Raw genomic sequence first — 16,149 nt, 5'->3', positions numbered from 1 at the left:
TTGCGCCGGGGCTTTTTCATTCTGCGGCTTCAGAGGACCTCTTGCGCTTGCGCTCGGCCATCTCAAAAATTGCGCTTTCAATTGCTTTTTCCAGCTCTTGCGCACGTTCTATGTATGCTGGATTCTGGCTGGCAGGAACGCCGGGAATCCAATGCTGCGCCAGATCGCGCAGGTTCTGGCGGTCGTGGTTGTAGAACGTTTGCGCGGCCTGCGCGGCCTCATATTCGCTTAGGCCGACGTTCTCCAGCACATAGCGCCCGGCGCGCACCGAGCTGTCAAAAAGTTCGCGGACGATGTCATCGGCGCCGGCCTGGTACAGTTCATAGACGTGGTTGCGGTCCTTGGCGCGGGCGATGATGTGCAGATCCGGATAGGCCCGGCGCACATAGGATACCATCTTGACCACGCCCTCAGGGTCATCCAGCGCCACAACAAACACCTTGGCCTTGGCAATCCCTGCGGCTTTCAGCAGTTCCGGCCGGGTCGGATCGCCTAGAAAGCTTTTGACTCCGAAACGGCGCATCAGCTGCACCGCCTCCATATCGTGGTCCAGCACCACCGTCTTGAAGCCGCTTGCCTGCACCAGCCGGTTGACGATCTGTCCGAACCGTCCGATGCCCGCAATGATCACCGGGCCTTCCTCGTCAATCTCATCCGGTTCGGGTTCCTGCAGGGGCTCGCCCATGCGCTTGGACAGGAGGTCATAGGCAATGAACAGCAGCGGAGTGATCAGCATCGACAACGCGATCACCAGCAGCAGCTTCTCTGACAGCGCCGCAGGCAGGACATTGAGCTGGGTGGAGAAAGCCAGCAGCACGAACCCGAACTCCCCTGCCTGTGCCAGGCTGAGGGTGAACAGCCACAGGCGGCGGCGGCGCAGGCCAAAGGCGCGTCCGACAATGAACAGCACAGCGCCCTTGGCAAAAATCACCAGCAGCGCAAGGCCGATCAGGTCGCCGGGGTCCGCCAGGAACTGGCGGTAATCGATGCCGGCCCCCACGGTGATGAAGAACAGCCCCAGCAAAAGCCCCTTGAAAGGGTTGAGGTCGCTTTCCATCTCGTGACGGAATTCCGAGTTGGCCAGAACCACGCCCGCCAGAAACGCGCCAAGCGCCGGCGACAGGCCAACCAGGGTCATTACGAAGGAAATGCCGACCACGATCATCAGCGCCAGCGCGGTGTACATCTCCCGCAGGTTGGAGGCGTGTATGAAACGGAACAGTGGGCGGGTCAGGTAGATGCCTGCCAGAATGATGAAGGCGATCGCAGCCAGCGTGACCAGCGCCACCGCCCAGCCCGGCAGCCCGTCGACCAGAGACAGCGAACCGTGGCCGCCGCCATGGCCGCCTGCGCCTTCACGGCTGATCGAACCGTCAGCGGCGAACTGCGGAATGGCATAGGTGCCCAGAAGCGGCAGGAAAGCGAGGATCGGGATCACTGCAATATCCTGAGTCAGCAGCACCGAGAAGGCGGCCCGGCCTCCGCCGGTTCGCATCAGCCCCTTCTCCGACAGCGTCTGCAGTACAATCGCGGTGGAGGACAGCGACAGCGCCAGCCCCACTGCCAGGCTGACATGCCAAGGCTGGCCCATCGCCATTGCGGCGCCCATCAGGACAACGGTGGAGGCTGACACCTGCATGCCGCCCAGCCCGATCAGCTTGTCCCGCATCGCCCAAAGCGCGCGCGGCTCCAGTTCCAGCCCGATCAGGAACAGCATCATCACCACGCCGAATTCTGCAAAATGGCGCAGATCCTCAGTTTCGGCGCCGGTCAGGCCCAGCACCGGGCCAATGGCAATGCCGGCCGCGAGATACCCCAGCACCGAGCCCAGGCCGAGACGTGCCGCCAGGGGCACCGCGATGACCGCGGCGCCGAGGTAAATTGTTGCCTGATAGAAAAACTCTTCCATAAAACAGGTATCGCAAGCCTGCCCCGGCCTTGGCAATGGCTTTGCAGCGCGGGGCGGGTGATTGCGGCAATAGGGCGCCTGCAGCGCCTACTGTTCGAGCATGCGGATGTCTTCGCTGAGCTTGCCGATCCGGTCCAGCCGCCGGGAGATCCGTTCCTGAAAGCCGCCGAGCTGGTCGATAATGTCAGCCAGTGTTTCGCCGGAATCGGTGAGCCGCGCGCTTTCGATCTTGAGCAGGACGCGAGTGGAGCTGAGGCCCAGGAAATGCCGGTGCATGATCTGGCAGGCATTGGTGATGCGCACGGCTTCACCGTCCACTTCCCGCATGCCTTCCTCCGAGCGCTTGGTTTGCTCCTTCACCAGTTCGCTCAGAATACTGCGCTCAGCCTCCATATCGAGGTTGCCCAGCTCGCGGCGTTCCTTTTGCAGCTGAATGTCGCATTCGGCCAGGATGCGCGCCATGCCTTCGACAAACAGGCTGTCATTCACCGAGGATTTGATCTTGGCGAAGTTGCTGTTCTCGCCCATTACATGGGCGCCGAACCAGTCCGACATCTGCCGCGACATGGCGCCGTAGTTCTGCGACAGCACGGTAACCGGCCCGCCAGAGGGTTCGATGCGCGAGGCCAGCACCCGCAGGTTATGCGGAATAGTGTGCATGGCATCGAAATCGGCGATCAGGCCATCGGTTTCCTCCGCCAGCTTTTCGGCATCCTGCAGCATGCCGGAAAGCTCCTGGATCCGGGCGTTCTGCTGGTTGCCCAGCCCCTTGTCGCGCGCGATGAGCTCCTGGCTGAGAGCATGGGCGGCAAACTGGTGGTAGTCCTCGTACCCCTGGCTGTTCAGCCAGTCGAGCAGGTCTTGCGCGCTGTCCTCCGGCTTTATGTCCTCGTCCTTTTCGCGCTTCAACATTTTCGTGTAGAGGCCGCGCACCTCATCGAACAGCTTGCTGCTGGGCTTGATGCGGGCGGACAGGTAGCCGTCCTGGCAAGGCATCACCACGGCGAAGACCCAATAGTACAGGCCGTCCTTGGCCTTGTTCTTGACGTAGGCGCCAATGCTCTCGCCGCGCTGGATGGTTTCCCAGAACAGCGAAAACACCCCCTTGGGCATGTCCGGGTGGCGGATCACCTTGTGCGGCGCCCCGATCAGCTCCTCCCAGGAGTAGGCGCCGACGCGGCGGAAAACATAGTTCCCGGCCTGGATCACCCCGCGGCTGTCGGTTCTGGAAAAGAAAACCTCGTTCAGGCCAAACGGCGCCTCGCCGCTGGTTGGGCGGGTTTCAACACGGCGGTCGACAAAGGACACGGAACATTTCCACTTTGGGTTACAGCATTCGTTGCTGCATCTTTAAGCCAAAATCCTTCCTGCTTGGTTAAGTCGGCAGCGGTGCGTCGCGTTTTAATTGTGCCATGACGATCTGGCTCTGGACCCTCGAGACGCCGGGATGGGGCAGCAGAATCTCGTGTATAAGCGTGTTCAGCGCTTGCAGGTCCGTGCAGTAGACGCGCAGCAGGTAATCGGCCTCGCCGGTCATCGTCCACGCCGAGGTGATCTCCGGCTGGCTGGCCACCAGGCGGGCAAACCCCTTGGACTGCTCCGGCCCATGGCTGGCCAGGTGCACCTGCACGAAACCCTGCACCGCGAGCCCGAGCTTGGCCGGGTTCAGCCGGGCTGCATAGCCTTCGATATAGCCCTCCGTTTCCAGCCTCTGCCGCCGCCGCCCGGCCTGGCTGGGGGACAGGTTGAGGATTTCGCCCAGTTCCTGCGCCGTGAGGTGGGCATTCTTTTGAAGGGCTGCGAGCAGTTTGGTGTCAGTCGGATCAAGCATGCGTGATTTTATCCTTTTTTACCAAAATGGTGCAAATATTGCGTGTATTTCAAGTGTTGGGCGCGAAACTATGCGGAAAAGCTGCGGAGGATTTGGAGTATTCTTGATGCAGCAAATCACATTGTCCCGCATGACATGAAGGAGACGCGTAATGGGTCCTTTCCCGCATAACGCCCCGAAGTCCGTAATCACCCCAGAAAACCCTGCCGGCACTGACGGTTTTGAGTTCGTTGAATTCGCCAGTCCGGAACCGCAGGAGCTGCGGGACCTGTTCACCCGGATGGGGTATGAGCTGGTTGGCCGCCATAAACAGAAGACCGGCATTGAGCTGTGGCAGCAAGGCGACATCACTTACATTTTGAATGCGGAAACTGGCAGCTTCGCCGAAAAGTTCGTCGCAGAGCATGGACCCTGCGCCCCGTCGATGGGCTGGCGTGTGGCGGATGCGCAGAAAGCGTTCGAGCATGCCGTCGCCAAGGGCGCCGAGGCCTATGAAGGCGAAGACAAGACCATGGACGTGCCGGCGATCAAAGGCATCGGCGGTTCACTGATCTACTTCATCGATCAGTATTACGACACCTCGCCCTACAACGAGGAGTTCGAATGGCTGAAGCAGTCAAAGCCGCGCGGCGTTGGCTTCTACTACCTCGATCACCTGACCCATAATGTCTACAAGGGCAATATGGACAAGTGGTTCAAGTTCTACGGCGAACTGTTCAACTTCAAGGAGATCCGTTTTTTTGACATCGAAGGCAAGTACACAGGCCTGCTGAGCCGCGCGCTGACCTCGCCCTGCGGCCGCATCCGGATCCCGATCAACGAGGACCGCGGCGAGACCGGGCAGATCGTCTCCTACCTGAAGAAATACAAGGGCGAGGGCATTCAGCACATCGCCGTCGGCACCGAGAACATCTATGACTCGACCGACGAGATCTCGGAGCGAGGCATCCAGTTCATGCCAGCCCCCCCGGAGACCTATTACGACCTGAGCCACGACCGCGTGGCGGGCCATGATGAGCCGCTGGACCGGATGAAGAAACACGGCATCCTGATCGACGGTGAGGGCGTGGTCGACGGCGGCGAAACCAAGATCCTGCTGCAGATCTTCTCGAAGACCGTGATCGGGCCGATCTTCTTCGAATTCATCCAGCGCAAGGGTGATGACGGCTTTGGAGAGGGGAACTTCAAGGCGCTGTTTGAATCTATCGAACGCGAGCAGATTGAAAGCGGCGAAATCCAGGCCGCCGAATAAGCCCTATTGATTGCCGGGAAATGAACCGGACTGCGCCGGGCCTGCCATGCGGGCCCGGCTTTTTTCCAGTCGGTGCTGGCACGGGCAAGATGGAAGACAAAGATGGTTCCGCTTGCAAAGCCGTCTGCGCCAATGACAGGCGGCACCTGGTTGCCTGACCGGCGGCAGGGGTGCTGATCGCTGTACGGCTGTTTAGCTCTTGGGCATCGTCAGGGTGCGGTTCCGGCCGCCCTTCTGATATTGCAGCTGGCTTTCGCCGATAGCAATCACGCGGCCGCCGTCGATGCGGTCTCCGACCTGCACCTTCTTGTAGCGGCCGGATGGCAGCCGCACCAGCGCGCGGCGGTTGGAAGCCGTGCCGAAAACGCCGATCAGGTTCAGCTTGCGGAGGTTGAGGGCGTTGTTGACGGTGGCGCGGCGGGCGACGGAGGCGCTTGTCGGAATGCGCGGCGGTGCTGCGGCCGCGGCGGCAGGCACGGCAGCGGCGGTCTGCACCTGATTCTGCGCGTTGCGGCGGGCGCGGTCGACCAGATTGGCGAAATTGGCCGGACGGCCGCGCGGCACAACCGAAGACGCGATAGCCTGCGCCGTGGCGGGCAGCTCTTCCTCCTCCGCGGGCTTCAGGCTGGCTGGCCGCTTGCGCGGTCGCAAACTGGCCAGCTCGGCGCGGCTGAGGCCGCCGTTCTGAGCTCGTTCAACCTGTTCCGCAAGATCCTCAGGACGCGCCTTGGGCCGTTTGCGTGAAAGCACCTGATTGCGTGCCACTTCCTCTGCCAGTGCCTCGGCTGCCGGATCGCTGCGTTCTGGGGCTGGCGGCGGCACCTTCCTGGGGCGGCCCAGATAGACGGTGATGCCATCTGGGTTCAGGGTCCCTTCCGGGGTAGCCTTGACCAGGCCGCGGGCGTCCAGTTCAAAGGCCGCACCGGCAGCAGCGGGCGAGGCGATGGCCCCGGGAGTTTCATCCTTGGCGAAGGATTCCGGCTGCGGAAGCGCCACGGCGTCGGCCGCGATTTCGGTGCGGTCAACAGAGGCCGTGTACAGCTCGTCCAAGCCGGGAACGGCGGGAAGTTCGTCCATTTCGGGGGCCACCGGCCAGACACCGGTTGCCGCGTATCGTGCCGCCTGAGCCAGTTCATCCAGCGGCACCGGAAGCGGGTCCGGAACCGAGCCGGGCTGCAATGCTTTAAAATCCAGAAACGCCGCGCCGGTGCCTTCCTCCGGCAGGTCTATCCCATCGGCTGCAGCCTCGTCTTCCGCCGTGGGGTCGGCCTCTGCGCCGTCTGCTCCGGACACCGCGGGGGCGCTTCCCAGGCCCGGATCAGGCAGATCCGCCAAGGCACTGACTTGCGGGGCGATCGCGTCCGCCGGGCTTTCTGTTCCGGAGGACGGTGCTTCAGCTGACCCGCCCGCCTGGGTGTCCCCAGTGCTAACGGATGCCGCAGGAGAGCGGTTTGCGTCTGCCGCCGGTTGGGCGGCAAAGAAACCATCCTCGCTAAGCAGGGCCCAGACAGCCGCAGCGGCAAGGAACAGCAGCAGCAACGCTGTCAGGGCGACGCCAAGGTAGCGCGGCTTGCTTGCGGGCGTTTTCTTGCTCTGCGCAGCCGTGCCCGGCGGTGGTGCGGCAACCGCAGGCGAAGCCTCCCGCAAGGCCGCCGGAGCTGGCGGGATCTTCCTCGGCGCCCCGGCTGTTTCTTTTGCGGTGCTATCGATTGCTGCACCAAGCGGTTTCGCTGCTCCGGGTTCGGCAGTCGTGTTGCTGGCCGCAAGCGGGGCTGGGGCGGATTGCTCCGCGGGCGGAGCTGCAGGGGCAGGAGAGGCGCCTCGGTCTTTCTGTCCAGGCTCCGGTGCCGGGCGGCTTTCTTCCTGTACATCCTTCGGCTGCGCTGTTTCCTTCACGGGCTTGGCAGCAGCGGGTGTCGCCGGCGGCAGGGTCGCTGGATGTGGAGCGGGGGCCGCCTTTTCACGCGCTGCCGGGGCGTCGTCGCTCAGGGGCTGCGGCTGTTCCGGCTTTGCGGGGCGTGCAGGAGTTTCCTGCGTCTGCCCGCCCGCAGGCGCCGGGGCATCAGACTGGTCAGCGGTCTGAGCCTCGGAGGGATCCTGAGGGGCAGGCTGCTTGTCCCCGGACCTGCCTTTGGCTGCGGGCTCCGGCAGCTGTACTGGGCCAATTACCTTTATTGCAGCATTATCAGGTTCAACCTCGGTGCCTCGGATCGCCCGCGTGGTGCCAAAGAAGGGCTCTCCTTGAAAGCCGCTCTCTTCCGGCGCAGCGACGAAACTGACCGGCCCGAAGCCGTGCTCGACCGCAAAAGTTTCTGCCTCGTCCAGAGTTTCCAGTGCCACCGCTGCCACATGGGTGACGCTGCCGCTGGCGCAAATGTCGAAGGCAAGCTGGTCCACTGTGTAAGGGGTTGCGCCTTCCAGCGCCCGGCGCGCCGCGTCAATCCGCTCGCCCGCGGGCAGGTCGCCGGTTTCAACACTTAGATAGCGGATCTGGTCGTTCGGCAGGATCAGCTTTGAGTAGACCCCGCCAGGTGCCAGCTTCTGCGCATCCGCACGCATTTCAGCCAGCGCGGAAGGCAGATCTCCGGTGTCGAACGGCGTGCTGCCAACGCTCCGCCAGCCGTCCTTGGCACGGTAAAGCAGTGAAATGCCATCAGCGGAAAGAGAAAGAGCAAAGGCCGGTTTCATGCTTCGGGTCAAACCATCCAAATCCATACTGCCCGGGGACGTCTGGATGCACCCGGTGTTTGCCGCGAACCTTAAAGCAGGAACCTGCCGAGTTAAAGGAAAAGACTGGCAGCGGGGCTTGCGGGCGGCGGTTTGCCGTCCCCATCTAAGAGGCATTCGGAAAAGGAGCTTTTGAGCATGAAGGCAAAGAAACTGCTGGCAGCCGCACTGATGCTGTCGATGAGTGCAGGCACCCAGGCAGCCAGCGAGGCGGCGCATCCGCGCCAGATCACGGTTACCGGTGAAGGCACGCTGCAAGTGGCGCCGGAACTGGCGACCATCACTCTTGGCGTGACCGAAGAGGCGGAAGAAGCCGCTGCCGCCATGGCGTCGGTGTCAGAGGATATGCAGGCGGTGATTGCGCGCCTGAAGGATGCAGGCATTGCGGCCGCGGACATGCAGACCCAGCAGATTTCCATGCACCCGGTCTGGTCGCAGGATCGTTCCCATGACAACGGAGCGCGGCGCGAGATTACCGGTTTTGAGGCCTCGAACACGCTGATGGTGCGGGTCCGAGACCTTAGCGAGCTGGGGCCGGTGCTCGATACGGTTCTGAGGGCCGGGGCCAACAACTTCCAAGGGCTGAGCTTTGGCGTCACTGATCCGTCAGCAGTTGCCGACCGGATCCGCGGCGAAGCGGTGAAGGATGCCATGCGCAAGGCGCAGCAGCTGGCAGAGGCTGCGGGTATGGAATTGGGTCCGGTGCGCTCGATTTCCGAACATGGCGGCGGCGGTGGCCGTCCGATGATGGCAATGGAGATGGCGCGCAGCGACGCGATGCCAATTGAAGCCGGCGAGCTGACGTTCACGCACAATGTCTCGGTGGTGTTCGACATGGCGGTGCCGGGCGGCGAATAGATGCGGCGAACAAGGCCGGGCAGTGTGCCCGGCCTTTCCATTCTTTAGCCTTCGGCGGGTCAGCCGCAGGCCTTGGCCAGTGCCTGGTCCAGATCGCGGATCAGGTCGTCTGCGTCCTCGATGCCGATCGACACCCGCACCACATTTGGGCTTGCCCCCGCGGCTTCCTGCTGCTCCGGGGTCAGCTGGCGGTGGGTGGTCGAGGCCGAGTGGATGATCAGCGAGCGGGTGTCGCCAAGGTTGGCCACATGGCTGAAGATCTCCAGGGAATCCACCAGCTTGATGCAGGCGTCATAGCCGCCCTTCACCGCAAAGGTGAACAACCCGCCGGTACCCTTGGGATAGCAAGCCTGGGCGCGCTCGTAGTAGGGCGAGGAGGGCAGCCCGGCATAGGTCACGTAGTCGACGCGGTCATCATTCTCGAGCCATTCCGCCACCTTGCGGGCGTTCTCGCAATGCCGCTGCATGCGCAGGGACAGGGTTTCGATCCCCATCAGCGTGTAATGCGCCGCTTGCGGGTTCATCGTCATGCCCAAGTCGCGCAGCCCGATGGCGATGCCGTGGAAAGTGAAGGCCAGCGGGCCAAAGGTTTCGTGGAATTTAAGCCCGTGATAGGCGGTCTCCGGTTCCGACAGAGACGGAAACTTATCATTCGCCGACCAGTCGAACTTGCCGCTGTCGACAATGCAGCCGCCGGTCACGGTGCCGTTGCCGGTCAGGTATTTGGTGGTGGAATGCACCACCAGCGTTGCGCCATGCTCGATCGGGCGGCACAGGTAGGGGGTGGCGGAGGTGTTGTCGACAATCAGCGGAATGCCGGCGGCGTCGGTGATATCAGCCAGCGAACGGATATCGGTCACATAGCCGCCGGGGTTGGCCACGGATTCGCAGAACACCGCGCGGGTGTTTTCGTCGATTGCGGCCTTCACCGCCTCCAGATCATCGGTGTCGACGAATTTCGCCGACCAGCCAAAGCGCTTGATGGTCTGGCTGAACTGGGTGACCGTGCCGCCGTAGAGTCGGGTCGAGGCCACGACATTGCAGCCCGGAGCCATTAGCGGGAACAGGGCCATGATCTGCGCCGCATGGCCGGAGGAGCAGCAGACTGCGCCAACGCCGCCCTCGAGGGTGGCAAGCCTCTCCTGCAGCACCGCGACCGTGGGATTGGTCAGGCGCGAGTAGATGAAGCCGACCTCCTGCAGGTTGAACAGGGCAGCGGCATGTTCAGCATCGCGGAAGACGTAGGCTGTGCTTTGGTAGATCGGTGTCTGGCGCGCACCGGTAGCCGGGTCCGGCTTGGCGCCGGCGTGGATCTGCAAGGTGTCAAACCCATAAGACGGGGCGTCGGTCATCAGTATGTCTCCCTGAAAGGTCTTTTATTCCGCGCGCACCACAGCATGGCGGCGCCCGGAAGGCAATCGCGCGAATGCCGCAGCGAAAGGCTTCTGACCTGCCGCGCTTCGAGATCTCCGGAGGAAACCGGATGCGGTACTTAATGGAGAGTGACATTGCCGGAACCTAAGGAACGGCCGACTGGCCGGTCGGCGGTTTCCTTTAGGCTAATTTTGCCGGGTTCAGGTCCGGGGCTTGCCCCGGAAAGGATGAAGCAGTAGCTACCGGCGGTAGCATCTGGACTTTTGACCGAAACCGCTGGGGGAGCAAATGTATGTCCCCTTAGCCAGAACCGTTTCTCCGGCGGCGGGGGCGTTTTCCTGCGCACTGACGCCGCTCAGGCACAGAGCGAAGCCGAGAAGCGCGCCGCTGAGACATTTGACGGAATAATGAATAGCCGGCACAAGCCGGTTCGCCGCAGATACTGCGCACATAAACTGCACCTCGTCCTCACCGGCTCCAGGCAGCTCTTTAATGCCGGAACGGCATGCGGCAGCCAAACAGCCTTGTTACGCGCTGTGCGGGCCGCACAGCACGTGCTTTTTAGGTGCAATAGTGCTTTTTTTCAACGCGTCTGTGCGGAAATCTGCCTAAAATGCCCTGTTCTGTGCGGCGTCGCACAGATAAAGAGCCTTGGAATCAAGGGGTTCTTGGCCAGGTCTGCAGTCGCAGGCCGGGTTGGATGTGACCGGGCGAGGTGCCCGCTTCAGGCCGGGTCCGGCACTAGTTTCCTGCGGTATCGACGCGGATTCGATTTTCCACCCGCCAATCCGGGAGACCGAATCCGTCGGGCCAAGGATACACTTCCTGCTGGTTGAAATAGACGACGCCGGTCAGGGCCGGGTAAGCGCTTTTGTCCTGTCGGACGGTCTGCTCCCACCGTGCGACGTAAGCTTCGTCTCCCGAATAGCCAAGCTCAGCCACCATGACAGGTTTGCCGTAGTCCTTGACCCGCTCATACCGGGGGGCAAAGATATCATCAAAGCTCATCTCGCCGCCCTTGTAGATCTGTTCCCAGGGCTGCAGCCCGAAGACAGACAGGCCGATGATGTCGACATAGTCATCGCCCGGATAGTATTTGTTCAGGTTCTCGTATCCGAGGGGCGACCACATGACATGGATGTCAGGCGCCTTTTCCCGGCAAATGTCGATCATCCGTTTATAGGCATAAATATAGGTTTCAGGTTGCCACTGCGCCCAGATGAACTGGCCGCTGTCATCGTCCATCTCTTGCGCCCAGCGGACGGTGACTTTGCTTTCGAACTGGTTCAGCACTTCGCAGATGGCGGCCATGTTGCCATCATAGGCGCCGTCCCTGATCCCGTGGATCAGCCGCGCCGGTGTGTTGCGGGCATCGCGCGTCCAGGTCCAGGGCTCGATCGTGACCAGAACCTCGCGGTTGCGTTCCTTGGCGTATTTGTCAGCTTCAGCCAGAGAATCCAGGAACAAGTCCTCCCACGGCAGGAAGAGGTGTTCGACTTGGACATTCTGCTCGTCCGAAAAATCACCATTTGGATCATAGACCCCGAAGGGAAGCTCGCCCGGAGGCGGCGGGAAGGATTGAAGAGCGGTGCCGAAGGAAACGGCTGATACCGCAGCAGCGATCAGGATGTGCCGGTTAGGTTTGGACATTTTCTACTCCGTCTTCTGCTGGAACAAGGCCATTCCCGGCCAGTCCAGGTTCACTTGGTAAGTAACAGTGCCCGGCGGCCCCAAACCCGCACCGGACACGATGTATTTGGGGGTGTACGGGGAGAACACACCGCTGCCGTGGGACAGTGCATAGACGCTGTGCGCGCCTTGACTGCCAAGCGCTGCCGCTATGGCGGTGGCAAGCACCATGCTGGCCGTTGCCTGAAAGGCGGAGGCCACAGGCCATTCGAAAGGCGACAGCTTGTTTTCGCGCAGATGCTGAATGGCGATCACGGCGAACAGCACGGTGTAAACCGCGGCGTTGATCAGGCTCAGGATGACGAAGCCCGCGGCTTGTTGCAGATCCTGCACGAAAAGAGGAGGCACGGCTGCTCCCAGGGCCAGCAGCAGGTAGGGCAGGAGAACCCGAAGCGGCACCGGCGGCGCCGTGCCGCCGCCTTTGGGCGTTACCCGGAAGTCGACGAACCCTCCGCGCAGCCTGTCCGCAACGGCCATTCCGCAGCCGAGCAGAACCCAGGGCCATTGCGCACAGGGGAACAGGGCGCGCTCCCAGCTGAGAACCTTGGCGTCAAACGGTCTGAGTGTGTCGCGGGCCCGCATCAGATAGACAAACAGGATCACTGCAGCGGTTGATGGCAGCGCATGCAGAACGAAGCCCAGGAATGTCACTCCGGCGAAGCGGATGTCCAGCAGCAGCGCCGCAATTGGGAACAGGTACATCAGGGCCATGAACACGGCGAACAGCGGATACCACAGCTGGCAAAGCAGGAACTGGAACCGCAGCCGCGGCGGCAGCCCTTTCAGATAGCGCGGTGTATAGTTCAGCAGCAGCGTTGTCAGGCTGCGCGACCACTGGAACTCCTGAGTGGCAAGATCCGCCATGCAAGCCGGGCCTGCGCCATGCGCGATGGCATCCGCAGCATGGGTGCCCCGCCAGCCGGCGGAATTCATCAGCATCGTGGTGGAATGATCCTCGGCCAGCTCCGGTCCCAGACCGCCCGCCTGCCGCAGCGAGCGGGTGCGCACCGCATAGTGCGAGCCGATGCACATCGGTGCCCAGCCGGCGCTGTAGCCCAGCTGGATGCCGCCGTGGAACGGTGCCTCAGCATAAAGCCGCATCCGCGCTGCCCAGCTTTGACCAGCATTGCTGCAGCAGATCGACGGGGCGCTGACATAGCCCGTAGCCGGGTCGTCAAACCCTTTCAGGATCGCTTCCAGGTAGCCAGGCTGCGGGACGTGATCGGCATCCAGCTGGGACACGATGTCATAGGCTTCATAGCCGTACTGGTCGTAGAAATAGGCCAGATTGCCTTCCTTGCAGCGGGTCCTGCGCGGCCACTCCTTGCGGTGGTAGTCAGCAACCCCCTTGCGGGAGGAGATCCTGACGCCATTCGCCGCGCACCAGGCGCGGGTTGCCTCGTCCGGATCTTCATCGGCCAGCCAGGTATCATGCGGCGGCGCTTGCGCCAGCATTGCGGTCAGGGTCTTTTGCAGCACGGTAAGCGGTTCAGCGGGTGTCTTGGTGGTGATCATGGCCACCCTGAGCGGGCCTTGCAGCGCAGGCCGCGGACGGCGGCGGGTGCCGTTCAGGAAAAACACCATGAAATAAGCCAGCAGGAAGTAGAGCCATAGGATGGCCAGCGAGACGGCAGCGTAACGTCCGGTGCCGATGTTATGGCCCGGCTGCAGCCACCAGTGCCAGAAGTATCCGGCAGCCAGCAGCCACAGGCCAAAAACCGATGCTGCCGCCCAGTCCAGGCCTGCGTCGCGGCGGGCGGAAACCCGGTTATTCCGCTGCATGGCGCTCATTGCGTGCCTCTTCCCGGGAGCGCAGCCCGAACGTCGGTGCTGCGTCCCTGATTATCTGTTCAAGCCCGGAGCAGGCGGTGCGGAAGCCCAGTGTTTTTTCCGCCAGGGCGGGGTCCGCAGTCAGCGAAGGCGGATCTCCGGCGCGGCGCGGGGCAAGATCATGCGGTACCGCCTTGCCCGTTACGCTGCGGATCGCTTCCAGGACTTCAAAAATTGTATGGCCGGTGCCGCTGCCCAGGTTCAGCGCGCAGCTTTTGCCGCCCGCCGCCAGGTAATCCGCGGCCAGGACATGGCCGCGGGCCAGATCGCTGACATGGATGTAGTCCCGTTCGCAACTGCCGTCTCTGGTGGCGTAGTCCGTCCCGAAAACCTGCAGCGGCCCCCGCTGCCCGGAGGCCGCCTGCAACGCCAGCGGCAGCAGATGGGTTTCCGGATCGTGCCGTTCGCGCAGCTCGCCCTCCGGGTCCGCGCCGGCGGCATTGAAATAGCGCAGCGCCGCAAACCGCAGCCCATGTGCAGCTGAGCAGTCCCGCAGCATTTGCTCGCACATCAGCTTGCTGCGGCCATAGGGGTTGATCGGTGCCTGGGGCGTGTCCTCGCGGATCGGGCCGCCCGCAGGGCTGCCATAGGTCGCACAACTGGAGGAGAACACGATCTGATCCACGCCGGTGTCCAGGCAGGCATTGATCAGGGAGATCATCCCGCCTGCATTGTTGTCGTAGTAGAATGCTGGGCGCGCCACTGACTCGCCGACATAGGCGGAGGCAGCAAAATGCATCACTGCCTTGATCCCGTGGCTGCGGATGGCTGTGCTCAGGGCCGCCTGGTCGCGCACGTCGGCGTGAACAAGCGGCCCCCATTTGACTGCATCCGCATGTCCAGTGCTGAGGTTGTCGAAGGTGACGGGCATATATCCCGCCTGCCGCAAAGCCTTGCACGCGTGGCTGCCGATGAAGCCGGCGCCGCCTGTCACGAGTATGGGAAAACGCCGTGCCATCAGCGCGCCGCCGCGGAAATTTGGTCAGGCTCGGCCATCTCTGTCTGGAAATGGCGGATGGTCATTTGCAGCCCGTCTTCCAGCAGCACCTTCGGGGTCCAGCCCAGTTTGGCTGCCGCCGTGCTGATATCGGGTTTGCGCTGTTGCGGATCATCCTGCGGCAGATCCCTGAACACCACCTGCGATCCGGTTCCGGTCAGCCTGCAAACCTTTTCAGCTAGCTCCAGCACAGTGAACTCGCCGGGATTCCCAAGGTTCACAGGTGCAGGGCTGGGGTCGTTCAGCTCCATCAGGGCTTCGATCGCGTCCAGCAGATCGTCGGCATAGCAGAATGACCGCGTCTGCGCGCCGCTGCCGTACACGGTGATGTCTTCGCCTCTCAGCGCCTGATTGATGAAATTGGACACCACCCGGCCGTCCTGCGGATCCATGAAGGGGCCGTAGGTGTTGAAAATGCGGGCAATGGAGATTTGCACGCCATAGCGGTGGTGGTAATCATAGAACAGCGTTTCCGCGGCACGCTTTCCTTCATCATAGCAGGCGCGCGGCCCGAATGTGTTGACACTGCCGCGGTAGCATTCCGGCTGCGGGCTTATTTCGGGGTCGCCATAGATTTCGGACGTGGACGCCTGAAACACTTTGGCACTTTTCTCGCGGGCAAGCTCCAGGGCATTCATGGCCCCCATTACACTGGTCTTGAATGTGTGAATGGGGTCCAGCTGGTACTTCGGCGGCGATGCCGGGCATGCCAGATTAAAAATCTGATGCACAGGGCCGGCGATTTGGTAAGGCCGGACAACGTCATGTTCGACAAAGCGGAAACGGCTGTGCGACATCAGCGGTGTGATATTGCGCATCCGGCCGGTTTGCAGATTGTCCAGGCAGATTACTGTGTGGCCTTGCTCTAGCTTGCGGGCGCAAAGCTGCGACCCGAGAAACCCTGCCCCTCCGGTGACGAGAACCGTTTTGCGCATCGGCACATACGGTTTTTCAGACGCGTGCTGTGCACGCCTTTTTCCACTTGGCAGTATCATGTACCCAACCCCCATCTGGTACAGCACCGCAATTAAGTTGTCGGGAAAGATGTTCCCTGAAATGCCGCCGCGTACGGCGGAGTTTCTGATGTTTGCTGGCGTTGCTTTAATGCGTTTAACCAGCGTCCCCGGACAAAATAATCTGCGTTGTTTGTTTAATGCACTGCCCGCCTCGTAAATGAACGATAGGTGGAGGGTGGGTTCCATCAAGCTTTAGGTGCCGTGCTAATACTTAATCGTTCCGATCTACCACTTTCGATGGGGGCGAAGCAAAAAACAATCAACTGGAGAGCATTTGTCTGCACATCGATTTCTGTATGAGGTTGAGTATGTTGGGGGCTGCCGAGGTGCTTCGCGGAAGGCTGTCGTTATCGTCAGCCCGAAGGCGGGTGTACTGCAGTCCAGCGGTCGCAAGCAGCGCGGAACAGGAAAATAGCGGTTTGACGCTGGGACACTTTTTTGAATGCTTTTGCTTCTTAGCTGTCACGCATTCCCGTCAATTCCGCTGAGATATGATTTGACTTGTTAAAAGAACACACCAGCTGGATTGGAAATGCCACCGGCACGATCTGTTTCCCCTTGCAGACGGTGTAAACCCAAACGTGCCGCAAAGGAGAGAGGCAAATGGAAGTGCAGATTGACTGGTAACGAAACAAAAGAATGGAAAGTCCAGGAACCAAAAGGGGT

General features: G+C 61.8%; 11 protein-coding genes. 2 read left to right on the top strand and 9 right to left on the bottom strand.

Features of this window, described 5'->3' with window-relative positions; genetic code table 11:
- Window positions 1-16: 16 nt before the first annotated feature.
- From KUV26_RS07000 to KUV26_RS06990, 3 genes are all read right to left on the bottom strand, one after another.
- Complete coding sequence (locus KUV26_RS07000; protein ID WP_222504993.1) at window positions 17-1,909, bottom strand: cation:proton antiporter; 1,893 nt, start codon at window positions 1,907-1,909, stop codon at window positions 17-19.
- A gap of 87 nt (window positions 1,910-1,996) precedes the next feature.
- Complete coding sequence (locus tag KUV26_RS06995; protein WP_222504992.1) at window positions 1,997-3,217, bottom strand: PAS domain-containing protein; 1,221 nt, start codon at window positions 3,215-3,217, stop codon at window positions 1,997-1,999.
- 67 nt (window positions 3,218-3,284) lie between these two features.
- Window positions 3,285-3,740, bottom strand: coding sequence for an Lrp/AsnC family transcriptional regulator (locus tag KUV26_RS06990; RefSeq protein ID WP_222507824.1), 456 nt, complete (start codon window positions 3,738-3,740; stop codon window positions 3,285-3,287).
- 151 nt (window positions 3,741-3,891) lie between these two features.
- Between KUV26_RS06990 and hppD the strand changes: the two genes are divergently transcribed.
- Window positions 3,892-4,992 (top strand): 4-hydroxyphenylpyruvate dioxygenase, encoded by a 1,101-nt coding sequence (gene hppD / locus KUV26_RS06985; protein WP_222507823.1) that lies wholly within the window; start codon window positions 3,892-3,894, stop codon window positions 4,990-4,992.
- A gap of 192 nt (window positions 4,993-5,184) precedes the next feature.
- Here hppD and KUV26_RS06980 read toward each other — a convergent pair whose 3' ends face one another.
- Window positions 5,185-7,680, bottom strand: coding sequence for a hypothetical protein (locus KUV26_RS06980; RefSeq protein ID WP_222507822.1), 2,496 nt, complete (start codon window positions 7,678-7,680; stop codon window positions 5,185-5,187).
- 177 nt (window positions 7,681-7,857) lie between these two features.
- Between KUV26_RS06980 and KUV26_RS06975 the strand changes: the two genes are divergently transcribed.
- A complete protein-coding gene (locus KUV26_RS06975) occupies window positions 7,858-8,577 on the top strand; it encodes an SIMPL domain-containing protein (RefSeq protein WP_222507821.1) in 720 nt (239 codons plus the stop codon).
- A 59-nt stretch (window positions 8,578-8,636) separates the two neighbouring features.
- On the opposite strand, the gene KUV26_RS06970 is transcribed toward KUV26_RS06975, so the two are convergent.
- The 5 genes from KUV26_RS06970 to KUV26_RS06950 form a co-directional block, all read right to left on the bottom strand.
- Window positions 8,637-9,929 (bottom strand): O-acetylhomoserine aminocarboxypropyltransferase/cysteine synthase family protein, encoded by a 1,293-nt coding sequence (locus KUV26_RS06970; protein ID WP_222507820.1) that lies wholly within the window; start codon window positions 9,927-9,929, stop codon window positions 8,637-8,639.
- Between the two features lie 763 nt (window positions 9,930-10,692).
- Entirely contained in the window at window positions 10,693-11,601 is a 909-nt protein-coding gene (locus tag KUV26_RS06965) for a glycoside hydrolase family 26 protein (protein ID WP_222507819.1), read from the bottom strand.
- Between the two features lie 3 nt (window positions 11,602-11,604).
- Window positions 11,605-13,431 carry a glycosyltransferase gene (locus KUV26_RS06960; protein ID WP_222507818.1) on the bottom strand — a complete coding sequence of 609 codons (1,827 nt, stop codon included), beginning with the start codon at window positions 13,429-13,431 and terminating at the stop codon, window positions 11,605-11,607.
- The gene (gene galE / locus KUV26_RS06955) at window positions 13,409-14,428 is read right to left on the bottom strand and encodes a UDP-glucose 4-epimerase GalE (protein ID WP_222507817.1); all 1,020 of its coding nucleotides are present in this window, start codon (window positions 14,426-14,428) and stop codon (window positions 13,409-13,411) included. Before galE ends, KUV26_RS06960 begins: the two co-directional genes overlap by 23 nt.
- Window positions 14,428-15,462: a UDP-glucuronic acid decarboxylase family protein gene (locus tag KUV26_RS06950; RefSeq protein WP_409996942.1), complete on the bottom strand. Its 1,035-nt coding sequence runs from the start codon at window positions 15,460-15,462 to the stop codon at window positions 14,428-14,430. Before KUV26_RS06950 ends, galE begins: the two co-directional genes overlap by 1 nt.
- Window positions 15,463-16,149: the final 687 nt, after the last annotated feature.

The sequence above is a fragment of the Leisingera daeponensis genome (assembly GCF_019801465.1).
Lineage (GTDB): Bacteria > Pseudomonadota > Alphaproteobacteria > Rhodobacterales > Rhodobacteraceae > Leisingera > Leisingera daeponensis_A.
Note: the sequence above shows the minus strand (reverse complement) of the source record. Positions and strands in the feature narration are given on the sequence as shown.